The organism is Delftia deserti, from assembly GCF_042653485.1.
Taxonomy (GTDB): Bacteria; Pseudomonadota; Gammaproteobacteria; order Burkholderiales; family Burkholderiaceae_C; genus Comamonas; species Comamonas acidovorans.
In genome coordinates this window covers 6,084,651-6,097,705 of the sequence record NZ_JBHSIH010000001.1, presented here as the reverse complement: position 1 = coordinate 6,097,705, position 13,055 = coordinate 6,084,651, and the positions used below count along the sequence as shown (strand labels likewise).

Sequence of the window (13,055 nt, the reverse complement as noted above, 5' to 3'; positions counted from 1 at the left end):
GGTTTCAACGGGGGATGTGCGCGGGTTCCAGTACGGATTCCAGCACAGGCGTGGGACGTTGGCGGAACACGAGGCGATAGGCCCCGTAGACCACCAGGACCCAGATCGGAATGGCCAGCGCGGAGGACCGCACCGACGGTGTCAGCAGCATCACGCCCACCACCAGGGCCATGGAGGCCAGGCAGATGGCGTTGGTCAGCGGCGCGGCCGGTGCAGGAAAGCCCAGCACGGTCTTGCGCGCCACATGCGCCCGGCGAAAGCGCCAGTGCGCCACGATGATGATGGTCCAGGTGATCACCAGGGCCGCCACGATCAGCGACATCAGCAACTCCAGCACACCGGCTGGCGCCACATAGTTCAGCACGATGGCCAGCGCCGTGAAGATGGCCGGATAGACGATGGCTCGCACCGGCACGCCGCGGCGGTTGACCTGCATCAGCGAGCGCGGCGCATTGCCTTCGCTGGCCATGCCGTACAGCAGGCGGCTGTTGCTGTAGACCATGCTGTTGTAGACCGACAGCGTGGCCGTGAGGATCACGAAGTTCAACAGGTGGGCGGCAGTGTTCTCGCCCAGGCCCGAGAACACCAGCACGAAGGGGCTGCTGCTGTAGGTGTCGCCGCCGGCCTTGAGCTGGCCCAGCAGATCGGTCCAGGGCATCAGCGACATCAGCACGGCCATGGAGCCGATGTAGAACACCAGCACGCGGTAGATCAGCTGGTTCACGGCCTTGGGGATGACGGTGCGCGGCTGGTCGGTCTCGGCCGCCGCGAAGCCCAGCATCTCCACGCCGCCGAAGGCGAACATGATGAAGGCGAAGGCCATGACCAGGCCGGACAGGCCGTTGGGAAAGAAGCCTCCGTGCGTCCACAGGTTGCGCACGGTCTGCTCGGGCCGGTCGGCGTTGGCCAGCAGGTACACGCCCGCAGCGATCATGGCCAGCACGGCCGCGATCTTGATCAGCGCGAACCAGAACTCGAACTCGCCATAGGCCTTGACGTTGATGAAGTTCACGCCGTTGATCAGCACGAAGAACACCGCCGCCGTCACCCAGGTGGGTATGCCGGGCCACCAGAACTGGATGAACTTGCCTGCGGCCGTCAGCTCCAGCATGCCCACGAGCACATACAGCGCCACACAGTTCCAGCCCGCCAGAAAGCCCGCGAAGCGGCCCAGGTAGCGGTTGGCGAAATAGCTGAACGAGCCTGCGTTGGGCTCCTCGACCAGCATCTCGCCCAGGAAACGCATGATGAAAAAGATGATCAGCCCGCCAATGGCGTAGCCGAGCAGCACGGACGGCCCGGCCAGCTCGATGATGCCGGCCGAGCCCAGGAACAGGCCCGTGCCGATGGTGCCGCCCAGCGCGATGAGCTGGATATGGCGGTTCTTGAGCCTGCGCTCCAGATGGCCCTGCGAAGAAGAACTGTGCATCAAGGGGGTGCTCCGGCTCTCAGCAAGGCGCGCGGCGGCGCAGGGGTTGGAACACTTCGGTGGTCTTCACGGCAATGTCTCCTCGTGGGATGCCTGTTGGAATGCGGGGCCTTGTGCGCCCCTTGTTGATGGGTATCAACTATAAAAAACAATAAATTATTATTTCTTGTAATTTATCCCTATGGACAAGCCCAAGAAGAAGGAGTAGCGAAGGCGATCGACGCATTGCCTCCCGCCATGCCGCACTCCGGCAACGGTTGAACGCCCGCAACAAACAAAAACAATCTACTATTATTTTTTTGCCCTCTGGAGCCCAGAACATGACGACGTCCGCCACGCAGCGGCGCGCACGCACGCCGCAGACCGAGCGTGTGGAGACAACGCAACGCAAGATCATCGACTCCGCCCTGGCGCTGCTGCGCGAGGGCGGCTTCAAGAGCGCCACGCTGCAGGCCATCGCGCGCGGCGCCGATGTGTCGCTGGGCGCGCTGCAGCACCACTTCGAGAGCCGCGATGCGCTGATGGAGCGGCTGGTCATCGAGGTCATGGAGCCGCTGAGCGACCAGGGCACGGTCTGGCCCGACAAGGCCCTGCCCCTGCGCGAACGCGCCGAGGCCTTCGTCACCCTGGCCTGGGACAACATCTTCGGCGCGGCCAACTACCAGGCGGCCTGGAGCATGTTCTTCGGCTGCAAGGCCTCCCCCTCGCTGTTCGACCGCGTGGACGCGCGCCGGGTACATGTGGACAGCGTGTTCTACGCCCGCTTCCTGGACGTCTTCCCCGAGATCGCGGCCCACCATCCCCGCCCCCAGGGCTTTGCGGCCATGGCCTTCGCCATCCTGCGCGGCACCGGCGTGCTGGAGCTGTTCGAGGTGGGCGAGCAGGAACGCCAGGGCAGCCTCGATGCGCTGGTCGAGGCCATCGTCCAGGCAGGCACCCCTCAGGCCGGCGGCGGCCCCGCCGTCTGAACCTCGGTCAGCCCCCAGACCCTGCGCAGCTGCGACAGCGTGGCCACCAGGGCCGGGTCGTGCTCGGTCTCGCGCGGGTGGATGAAGCCCAGCTGCGCCGATACGCGCGCATGCGGCCAGATGGCCACGCAGCCATGCTCGGCCGCGGCCAGGGCGCGGTCCTCGCGCAGCAGCGCCAGGCCCAGGCCGGCGCGCACCAGGCTCTCGGGCGCGGCGGCGGCATCGCTTTCCACGATCTGATTGGGGCTCAGACCCTGGCGGGCGAACAGCGCCAGCAGCAGGGCCTGCTCATGGTGCTGCGCGGGCGCGCCGATCCAGGGCAGTTGCGCCAGGTCCTTCCAGCCCGATTGCAGGACGCGCTCGCGCAGCGCGGGCGGCGCCGCCACGCGGTAGTGCAGCGTTTGCAGCACCAGCGCGCCCAGGTCGCGCGGCATGTGGGCGCCGATGTAGAACGCGCCCTGCAGGCCGCCGGCCGCGACCTGCGCGCGCAGCTCCTCGGCCCAGCCCTGGCGTGTCTTGATGTCCAGCAGTGGCAGCGCCTCCACCAGGCCATGCAGCAGCGAGCCCAGGCGCAGCGCCTCGGGGTCGGCCACCGTGCCCAGCAGCAGCTGGCCGGTGATCTCGCCCTGCAGCTCGCGGGCCTGGCCCTGCAGCCGACCCGCCGCATCCAGCACCTGCCGGGCGGGCTCCATCAGGGCCTCGCCGGCCCGCGTGAGGCTGATGCGGCCCGGGCGCCGGTCGAACAGCGCCACGCCCAGCTCTTCCTCCAGCGCCTTGATCTGGGCCGTGATGGCGGGCTGCGTCAGGTGCAGCGCCTCGGCCGTGCGCGTGACGCTGCCCAGCGTGGCCGCCGTGACGTAGGCGCGCAGCTGATACATCTCCATGGGCGGCCAGCCTAGCGCAGGCGCCAGGGCCTGCAGCCCGGGCAGGCCCGGGTTTCAGGGAACATCCCTAGCCGTCTCATCATTCACTCGTCGAGGTAGCGCAGCTGCGTGGGCTCGATGCCCAGGCGCACCGGCATGCCCATGGGGAACATGGCAATGCCCGCGTAGTGCGCCTGGTCGGCGACCACAGCCACCTCGCCCACGCGCACGCGGTAGCGCGAGAACTCGCCCAGGAACTCGGCGCTTTCGATCTGCCCTTCCACCCACACGCGCGAGGCATCGCCCGCATCGTCGCGCACCGCGATCTGCACCTGGTGCGGACGGAAGGCCAGCGCCGCACGCCCCGGCGCGGGCGGCTGGGCCGGGCGCGGCAGGGTCAGCGTGCCCAGGCCCGGCACCTTGAAGGCCAGCGACTCGCCTGCCGTCGGCAGCACCTCGCCCTCCAGCACATTGGCCGTGCCGACAAAGCCCGCCACGAAGCGGTTGGCCGGATAGTCGTACAGCCCCGCCGCCGAGCCCACCTGCTGCAACACGCCCTTGTCCAGCACGGCCATGCGGTCGGCCGTGGTCATGGCCTCTTCCTGGTCGTGGGTGACGAAGATGGTGGTCAGGCCCAGCTTGCGCTGCAGGCTGCGCAGTTCCTCGCGCATCTGCACGCGCAGCTGCTTGTCGAGGTTGGACAGCGGCTCGTCCAGCAGCAGCAGCTTGGGCGCGATCACCACGGTGCGCGCCAGCGCCACGCGCTGCTGCTGCCCGCCCGACAGCTGGCCAGGCCGGCGCTGCGCGTACTGCGACAGGCCCACCAGCTCCAGCACCTCGCCCACCTTGCGGCGGATGGTGTCGCGGCTTTCCCGGCGCTCGACCAGGCCGAAGGCCACGTTGTCGTACACCGTCATGTGCGGCCACAGCGCGTAGTTCTGGAACACCATGCCGATGTTGCGCGCATGCGGCGGCACGCCCGTGATGTCCTGCCCGCCCACCAGCAGCTCGCCGCGCTGGTGCCGGTTGAAGCCCGCGATCAGCCGCAGCAGCGTGGACTTGCCCGAGCCCGAAGGCCCCAGCAGCGCGAAGAACTCGCCGGGCTCGATCTTGAGGTTGACGTCGCGCAGCACTTCGTTGCTGCCGTAGCTCAGGCTGATGTGCCTGCATTCGAGGGAGACAGGGTCCAGGTGCATGGCGTTTCACTCCGAAGTCGATTGCACGGTGGCGCGCGAACGCTCCACGAAGCGGTGCGAGAAATACGTGCCCAGGCCGACCACGACCACGGCCAGCACGCCCAATGCCGCACCGGGCCCGCGCCCCGAGATGCTTTGCATGTACAGGTAGATGCCGTAGCTCATGGGCGCCTGGCTCTGGGCCGAGGCCAGCATGATGGTGGCCGACAGCTCCACGGCCGCCGTGATGAAGCTGGTGACGAAGCCGGCCAGGATGCCGCCGGCCATCAGCGGCACCATCACGCGCCGTATCACGCTGGTGCGGCCCGCGCCCAGGCTTTGCGCGGCCTCCTCCAGCGAGATGTGCACCTGCTGCAGCGCCGCCATGCACGAGCGCAGCGCATACGGCAGCCGCCGCACCGCATAGGCCAGCATGATCAGCACCCAGGTCGTGACGATGGGCGTATCGGTGAAGGGCAGGTTCACGCCCTTGAACAGGCGCAGGTAGCCGATGGCCAGCACCAGCCCCGGAATCGCCAGCGCCACCGAGGCCAGGTAGTCCAGCCACTGCCGGGCAGGCAACCGGGTGCGTAGGATCAGGTAGGCGATGGCGGTGCCGATCACCACGTCGATGCCCGCCGCCATCAGGCAGTACAGCAGCGTATTGCCGATCATGTAGCCCGAGTCGGTGAACACCGTGGCGTAGTGCTCCAGCGTGTAGCTGTCGGGCAGCACCGAGAAGCTCCAGACCTTGGAGAACGACATCAGCAAGATGCCGATGTGCGGCGCCAGCACCACCAGCAGCACCAGGGCGATCCAGCCATAGGCCAGCAGCGCCTCCCAGGCCGACAGCCGGCGCTTTTGCAGCGCGCTGCCGCCCTTTTGCAGCGTGGCGTAGTCCTTGCCCTTCATCACCCGCGCGGCCAGCCACAGGGCGACGATGGAGAACGCGATCATGATCACGCTGATCACATAGCCCAGCGGATCATCGAGCCCCACCGAGGTGATGCGCAGATAGGCCTGGGGCGCCAGCATATTGGTCACGCCCATCACCAGCGGCGTACCCAGGTCGTCGAACACCTTGACGAACACCAGGGCCGCGCCCGCCAGGTAGCCGGGCATGGCCAGCGGAAAGATCACGCGCCGAAACAGCCGGAAACCGCGCGAGCCCAGGTTCAGCGCCGACTCCTCCATGGCCCCGTCGATGTTGCGCATGGCCGCCACGAGATTGAGCAAGATGAACGGGAAGTAGTGGATGCTCTCCACGAAGATCACGCCCGTCAGCCCCTCCATGATGGGCACGGTGAAGCCGAACCAGTCGTCCAGCAGCAGGTTGACCGAGCCGCTGCGCCCGAAGATCAGCTGCAGCGCCACCGCCCCCACGAAGGGCGGCATGATCAGCGGCAGCACGCCCAGCGTCTGTATCAGCAGCGCGCCCCGGAACTCGAAGCGCACCGTCAGGTAGGCCAGTGGCACGGCGATCAGGCTGGCGAAGAACACGCTGGCCAGGGACACGCCCAGGCTGTTGAAGAACGACTCGCGGAAGACGGTCTGGCCGAAGAAATTGCCGAAGTGCCCCAGCGTGAGCCCGCCGCCTTCATTGATGAAGGCGGTGTAGACCACCATGCCCACGGGCACGATGAGAAAGGCCAGCAAAAAGGCCAGGATCAGCGCGAAGGCCAGCCACGGACCCCAGCCCGACGGAATGCGCCGCGCGCGCGCAGCAAGGGGGGCGGCGCCGGGCGCCGCCATGGAATCGATGCTCATGCGAATGCTCCGCAGCGAAAGAGGCTGCCAGGGGGAGTGCATGCAGGCGCCCGGTGCCGGGCGCCCGCGCCGCTTACCGCGCTTACCGGGCCAGGCCGCGCGCCTCGGCCGCCAGCTTGGCCGCGCGCTCGTAGTTGGCACGCGCCTTGTCGGCCCACATCTGCTCCAGGCCCGTCAGCTCCTTGGACACGGCCACATCGCGCCGGCTCTTGCGGAACAGCTCCAGGAACTGCTCGTCCTTCACATTGGCTTCGCCCACCAGCGGCGAGTAGGCGATGTCGCGCGCCTGCGCGAGCAGCTCCTGCCCCTTGGCATTGGGCTTGGCCTGCAGGGCCTTGTGCGCCTCCTGGATGGCGCGCGTGGCCGCCTGCAGTTCCTTGAGCCGGAAGGTCACCATCTGGTCGAACAGGCTGATCACCACGGCATAGCGCGACTCGGACAGGTTGGCGTCGAACTGCACCTTGGCGCGCTGCGCCACCTCCTGCGGCACGGGGTAGCCGGCCGGCGCCTTGAGCTGGCTGTAGGGCAGGATGGGCAGGCGGCTGATCTTGGGGTCGAACAGCAGCTGCTGGCCCGGCACCGACATGGTGAAGGCCATGAACTTGCGTGCCTCATCGGCATTCTTGGCGCCCGCGATCAGCGCGATGTTGGCAGGCACCACGGCCGTCATCGCCGGGTAGGCGAAGTCCACCGGAAAGCCCGAATACTTGCCCGCCAGCCCGAAGAAATCGATCACGATGCCTATGCCGTACTGGCCGTTGTTCACGCCATCGGGCACGGCAAAGCTGCGGTCGGTCACGGCGGCGGCATTGCCCATCATGGACAGCAGCTGGCGCCAGCCCTTGTCCCAGCCCTCGCCCTGCAGGATGGTCTCCACCGTCAACTGCGTGGTGCCCGAGCGCGAGGGCGAGGAGATGGCGATGTGGCCGAAGTATTCGGGCCGCGTCAGATCGCTCCACTCCTTGGGCGCCGCCAGCTTGTGCGCCTTCAGGTAGCGCGTGTTCCACATGATTCCGTAGCCGGCCAGCGCCTGGCCGTAGTACAGGCCCTGCGGGTCGTTGAGCGGGTAGTTGCCGATCTTGGCGGGCGCGGCCGGATTGCGCGTCTCGGGCGCGGCGGTCAGCAGCTTGTTGCGCGCCAGCACCTCGAAGGCATCAGGGGCGCTGGCCCACATGATGTCGGGCCGCTGGCCCTCGGGCAGCTCGCGCACATAGGCCACGGCGGCCGTGGTGTTCTTGTTCAGGATCTCAATCCTGATCCCCGGATTGGCCGCCTCGAAGGCCTTCTGGTAGGCCGTGGTCAGCTCCTTGGGAAACGAGGTCAGCACCGTCACCGTGCCGGCCTGGGCCGCCATGGCGGCGCCCCACAATCCTGCGGCCATGGCGGCCGTCAGCCATCTGCGTTGCTGCATCGCTGTCTCCTTCGGGTTGTTGTGCGGTCAATCTGCAACCCACTGTAGGCAGCGCCGGCCCGGCCGGCCAATCATTGTTTCTGATGCCGTGCATCAGCGGCGGCGCGGGCCGGGTTAACCCGCCGCATGACTCCCGGCGCAGGATGTCCTTGCTCTGCCTGCGGGATATTGACGGAAAGCGATTAATAATTACTATCATTTTCATTTGTCGCGTCAAAGAAATTCATGACCATGCACGCGCCCCCTGACAACCGCCACCAGAAGGAGCCTTACGCCATGGCCATCGCATCCCGACGCCGCCGCGTCTTCGCCTACTCCCCCATCGTGCTGGCCATGCTCTCGGCCCAAGCCAGCCTGGCCCAGACGAAGACCCAGGCTCCGAGCCCCGCGCCCACCCTGCCCGAAGTGCAGGTGACCGGCCCCGCCGAAAGCCCTTATCGGCAGGGCGCCAGTTCCTCCCTCAAGGCCACGTCCTCGCTGCTGGACACGGCACAGACCGTGCAAGTCATTCCCCGGGAGCTGCTCGCCGAGCAAGGTGCACGCAACCTCACGGAAGCGTTGAGCAACACCCCCGGCATCACCTTCAACGCGGGCGAGAACGGCTTTTCCACCAGCACCAACAGCTTCAGCCTGCGCGGCTTCGACACCAGCGGCAATATCTTCGTCGATGGCTTTCGCGACTCGGGCACCTACGCTCGCGACACCTTCAACCTGGAGCGCGTGGAAGTCATCAAGGGCCCCTCGGCGGACAACGGCCGCGGCGGGGCCGGCGGCTACGTGAACCTGCAGTCCAAGTCGCCCGCGCTGGACAACTTCGTGGGCGGCACCCTCGGCTACGGCTTCGACAACGACGACTCCGGTGACCGCCGCCGGGCCACGGCCGACATCAACCGCCGGATCGGCGAGCGCAATGCCGCATGGCGCCTGAACCTGCTGGCCGAAGACAGCGGCATCGCGGGGCGGCAATACGCCAACGTCAGGAATTTCGGCTTTGCGCCATCGGTCGCCTTCGGGCTGGGAGAGCCCACCACCGTCACCCTGTCCTACCAGCACCTGCGCCAGGACAGCCGGCCCGACTGGGGCGTGCCGGCCGCCATGGTCAAGGGCATGATGCGCTACGACCCCGTCTCGGCCACGGCCGGCCGCTCCAACTTCTACGGCCTGCTGTCCGACTATGACGACAGCACCTCGAATGCCCTGCTGGCGCGCGTGGAGCACCGCATCTCGCCCACGCTGCGCATCAGCAACCACACGCGCTGGGCGCGCACCGAGCGCGAGGCACTGTTCACCGTGCCCACGGCCTATGCGGCCGCTACGGCCACCGTGACCACGCAGCGCCAGGCCTACCAGCGCGAGAACACATCGGTGGGCAACCTGACCAACCTGAGCGCCGACTTCACGGCCGCAGGCCTGCAGCACCGCGCGGCGGCGGGGCTGGAGCTGACCCGCGAGACCTCCTCGGCCAACCGCTATCCCACCAATGGCGTGCTGGGCAATGCGGGCACCACCGACCTGTTCAACCCCGATCCGCGGCGGCCGCTGGCCGGCTTCGTGGGGCCCGTGGCCTCGCAGATCGCCGATGTCACCATCCAGACCGTGGCGCTGTATGCCTACGACACCGTGGAGTTTTCGCCGCAGTGGCAGATGACCGGCGGTGTGCGCCTGGAGCGCTACCGGACCCGGCTGGACAGCCGCACGGCCGCCGGCGCGCCGCAGGGCCCCGATGGCTATGAGCGCAGCGAAACCACCTTCGGCGGCAAGCTCGGCGTCATCTACAAGCCCGTGGCCCAGGCCAGCATCTATGCCTCCTATGGCCAGTCGGCCCTGCCCCCCGGCTCCTTCCTGTCGGGCTCGGACATCTCGCGCGAGGGCGACAACGCCTTCCCCGGGTGGACAGGGCAGAACCACCGCAACTCCAAGGCCCAGCGCTCCACCCACTACGAGGTCGGCGCCAAATGGGACCTGCGCGACCATCGCCTGTCCACGGGGGCGGCCCTGTTCCGCACCGAGCGCAGCCGCATCGCCATGGGCCCGGCCGCCGCAGAGCCCGTGGGCTACGGCCGGCAGATCGTGCAGGGTCTGGAATTGAGCATTGCCGGCGCCGTGACCTCGGCCTGGTCGGTGTTCGGCGGGCTGACCTTCCTGGACAGCGAAAGGCGGCACAACGCCGCCATCGACGCCGCACTGAAGGGCGACTACGCCAATGGCGTGAGCAGCACCAACGGCGACGAACTGGCCTTCACCCCCAAAGTGGCCGCCAGCCTGTGGTCCACCTACAAGCTGCCCATGGGCCTGACCCTGGGCGCGGGCTTGCGGCACACGGGCAAGTCCTGGGTCGGCCGCCCCGACACGGCCGACCGCGTGATTCCCAATGGCCAGGCCGGACGCCTGCCCGGCTACACCGTGGTCAACCTGATGGCGGCCTATCCCGTATCGCCCCAGCTGACGCTGCGCCTGAACATCGACAACGTGGGCGACAAGCTCTACGCCAACTCCGCCAACTGGGCCGGCTCCCGGGTCACCCTGGGCGCGCCGCGCACCTTCCTGGTCAGTGCGGACATGCGGTTCTGAGCACGGCCATGCCCCCGAGGACAGCCCGGCTGCGGCTGCTCCCCTGGGGCGTCAAATGATGCCGATGCGCAACCTCCAGTACCACGTACGCGAATGGGGTCCGCATCTCGGTACGCATGGTTCATGCGGCTTCATGACCTTGGCGTGCACGCCGAAGGCCTGCCGTCCCGCCAACGCGCGGCAGCCCCGCAAGGGCACGGCTGGCCAGCATCCGGCTGCGCCAGGCGCTCAACAGGCCTGCGCCTTCCTCAGCAACGGGCTCATCCCGATGAGCCCGAGCACCGGACCCGGCAGCAAAAGCCAGGACACGCGCAGATCCAGGGCATCGGCCAGCGATGTCGCTGCGGCGATGGCGACCACGGTAACGGCGAATCCCGCCGAGTTCAGCAGGGCCAGCGCGGACCCCACGGCCTGGGGCGGGCAGCTGGCGGAGGCCATGGCGGAAAACTGGGGCGAATCGGCCACCACGGTGGCGCCCCACAGCAGCATGAACGCGAGCAGCGGTGCCTGGCCCGCGGACCGGGCAATCCAGGGAAAGCACAGACAGCACAGGCCGGACACCGCCAGGGCGACCGCCGCAGTGGCGGGGCTACCCCACCTGCGGCTGAGGACCCCGCCCGCCAGGCAACCCACGGTGCCTGCGGCGACGATGAAAAAGGACATGCCGGCCACCGGCAAAGGACCACCCGACGCCAGGCCCGTGCGCAAGACCAGCAGCGGCACCAGGGTCCAGAACGCGTACAGCTCCCACATGTGCCCCAGATAGCCCAGCGACGCGGACCGGAAGTCCGCCGACCGCAGCGCCGCCAGCGCGTTCGCCATCCTGAACGCGGGCTTGGAACGACCCGCAGCAAGGTGCGGCCCGTCCCCCAGAAGAAAGACCATTGCGGCAGCCACCAGGGACAGCAGCGAGGAAGTGCCCACCACGTACTGCCAGGGCCAGCCGACGCCCAGGGCGCGCAGCGCATGCGGCAGTGCCGTCCCCAGCGTGAGCATGCCGACCAGCAAGGCCAGCGAAGCCCCGGCCCGCTGCGGATTCCAGGACACGATGAGCTTCATGCCCAACGGATAGATCCCCGCCAGCGATATACCGACGAGACAGCGCAAGGCGGCGCCACTGGTCACATCCCGTGCCAGCCAGGCAAAGGCGCCGTTGAGCAAGGCTCCCGCCACCGCACAAGCGGCGAAGATCCTGCTGGCGGCAAAACGGTCGGCCAGGCCGCTGAGCGACAGGAACAGCGTCCCCAGGATGAAGCCCAGCTGTACCGCCCCCGTCAGCCAGCCGATGTCGGTCGACGTCGCATGCCAGGAGCGCGCCAGGTCGTCAGCGGCGCCGTTGGCGCTGAACCACAGGGAGGTGCCCAGCAGTTGCGCCAGGGCGACCACGCCGACGGGGCCGCGAGCCGCCGTTGCAGGCCCGCCGTTTCGTTCAGCCACATATGTCATGAGCCTTCCTGGTTCAAGGCTGCATCCAGGCCTTCCCGGTATGTCTCGCGTGCACACAGCGTAGCGACGACACTGATCGCACCCAGGCCCAGCAGGTATAGGGCGATACCCCAGGTCTTGCCGCCCTGGGCGGCCAGCAGCGCCGTGGCGATCATGGGCGCCAGGCCACCCGACAGGACGGCACCGATGGCATAGCCGATGTTGGCGCCGCTCAGGCGGACCTGGGTTCCGAAAAGCTCGGAGAAATAGACCGCCTGCGGGCCATACATGGCATCGTGCAGCACGTTCAGGCCGACGACCATGCCCACGGTGATCAGCAGCACGCTGCCGGTCTCGGCCAGAGCGAAGAACGGCAGCACGAAGGCCATGGAGGCGATGTTGCCGAACAGATAGACCTTCTTGCGGCCGATCAGATCCGACAGCCAGGACCACAGGGGGATCGTGGCCAGGCCGATCACCGAGGAGATGAGCACGGCGTTCAGGCCCACCGAGCGCGGCATGTGCAACACACCCACGATGTAGCTCAGCATGAAGACGCTGTAGATGTAGAAGACGGCGTTCTGCAGCATCTTCATGCCGATGGTGACGAGCAGCACGCGCCGGTGGCGCCTGAGCAGGTCTGCGGCCGGACTTTGGGCCTGCTGCCCGGTCTGCTTCAACTTCTCGAAGACGGGTGACTCCTGCACGCCCAGACGAATGAACATGCCGATGCCGATCATGACGATGCTCGCCAGAAACGGAATGCGCCAGCCCCATGCAAGAAGGTCCGCCTCGGAAAGGCTGGCCGAGGTGATGGCAAAGACCCCCGTGGACAGCAGCAGCCCCAGCGGCACGCCCATCTGGGGAAAGCTGCCATACAGGCCCCGGCGGTTTGCGGGTGCATGCTCGACCGCCATCACCACGGCGGAGCCCCACTCGCCGCCCACGGCAAAACCCTGCACCAGGCGCAGCACGCACAGCAGCACGGCCGCCCAGATCCCGGCCGTGCCGTAGGTGGGCAGCAGCCCGATGAGCACCGTGCTGCCGCCCATCATCAGCAGGGATATCACCAGCATGGCCTTGCGGCCGACCCGGTCCCCGTAGTGGCCGAACACGGCCGCGCCCACCGGCCGGGCCGCAAAGCCCACGGCATAGGTGGCAAAGGCCGCAATCGTTCCTGCCAGGGGGTCCATGCCCGGAAAGAAGAGCTTCGGGAACAGCAGGGCCGCGTAGGTCCCGTAGATGAAATAGTCGTACCACTCCACCGCGGTGCCGATGAGGCTTGCCGCGGCGACCTTGCGATGCTGGCCGTGTTGCGAGGTGGCGCTTGCCTGGACGCCGCGAACCGCACCGGCGCTGGTTGCCTGTGTCATGGATCTCACTCCCGTTGCTTGTCAGGATCGTTGGGGCAAAGCCATCCCCTGGCAGGCCGCCGGCCCGCCCTGG

9 protein-coding genes are annotated in these 13,055 nt (G+C 67.8%); 2 read left to right on the top strand and 7 right to left on the bottom strand.

The window, feature by feature from the left end:
• Positions 1-4: 4 nt before the first annotated feature.
• Positions 5-1,429, bottom strand: a complete 1,425-nt coding sequence (locus ACFPFG_RS28755) for an amino acid permease (RefSeq protein WP_380109339.1) — start codon at positions 1,427-1,429, stop codon at positions 5-7.
• A 320-nt stretch (positions 1,430-1,749) separates the two neighbouring features.
• Here ACFPFG_RS28755 and ACFPFG_RS28750 point away from each other — a divergent pair, with 320 nt between their 5' ends.
• Positions 1,750-2,397, top strand: coding sequence for a TetR/AcrR family transcriptional regulator (locus ACFPFG_RS28750; protein WP_380109337.1), 648 nt, complete (start codon positions 1,750-1,752; stop codon positions 2,395-2,397).
• On the opposite strand, the gene ACFPFG_RS28745 is transcribed toward ACFPFG_RS28750, so the two are convergent.
• The 4 genes from ACFPFG_RS28745 to ACFPFG_RS28730 form a co-directional block, all read right to left on the bottom strand.
• Positions 2,370-3,281, bottom strand: a complete 912-nt coding sequence (locus ACFPFG_RS28745; RefSeq protein WP_380109334.1) for a LysR family transcriptional regulator — start codon at positions 3,279-3,281, stop codon at positions 2,370-2,372. The genes ACFPFG_RS28750 and ACFPFG_RS28745 overlap by 28 nt on opposite strands.
• Positions 3,282-3,364: 83 nt before the next feature.
• Complete coding sequence (locus ACFPFG_RS28740; protein WP_380109332.1) at positions 3,365-4,456, bottom strand: ABC transporter ATP-binding protein; 1,092 nt, start codon at positions 4,454-4,456, stop codon at positions 3,365-3,367.
• A gap of 6 nt (positions 4,457-4,462) precedes the next feature.
• Entirely contained in the window at positions 4,463-6,202 is a 1,740-nt protein-coding gene (locus ACFPFG_RS28735; RefSeq protein ID WP_016451410.1) for an ABC transporter permease, read from the bottom strand.
• A gap of 82 nt (positions 6,203-6,284) precedes the next feature.
• Positions 6,285-7,613: an ABC transporter substrate-binding protein gene (locus ACFPFG_RS28730; RefSeq protein WP_380109330.1), complete on the bottom strand. Its 1,329-nt coding sequence runs from the start codon at positions 7,611-7,613 to the stop codon at positions 6,285-6,287.
• Positions 7,614-7,844: 231 nt separating this feature from the next.
• On the opposite strand from ACFPFG_RS28730, the gene ACFPFG_RS28725 reads away from it, so the two are divergent.
• Entirely contained in the window at positions 7,845-10,184 is a 2,340-nt protein-coding gene (locus tag ACFPFG_RS28725) for a TonB-dependent receptor (protein ID WP_197955775.1), read from the top strand.
• A gap of 228 nt (positions 10,185-10,412) precedes the next feature.
• Here the strand turns inward: ACFPFG_RS28725 and ACFPFG_RS28720 are convergent, their stop codons facing one another.
• Both ACFPFG_RS28720 and ACFPFG_RS28715 read right to left on the bottom strand, forming a co-directional pair.
• Entirely contained in the window at positions 10,413-11,630 is a 1,218-nt protein-coding gene (locus ACFPFG_RS28720) for an MFS transporter (protein ID WP_183021672.1), read from the bottom strand.
• Positions 11,627-12,982, bottom strand: a complete 1,356-nt coding sequence (locus ACFPFG_RS28715) for an MFS transporter (protein WP_183021673.1) — start codon at positions 12,980-12,982, stop codon at positions 11,627-11,629. The genes ACFPFG_RS28720 and ACFPFG_RS28715 overlap by 4 nt, the downstream gene beginning before the upstream one ends.
• Positions 12,983-13,055 lie beyond the last annotated feature (73 nt).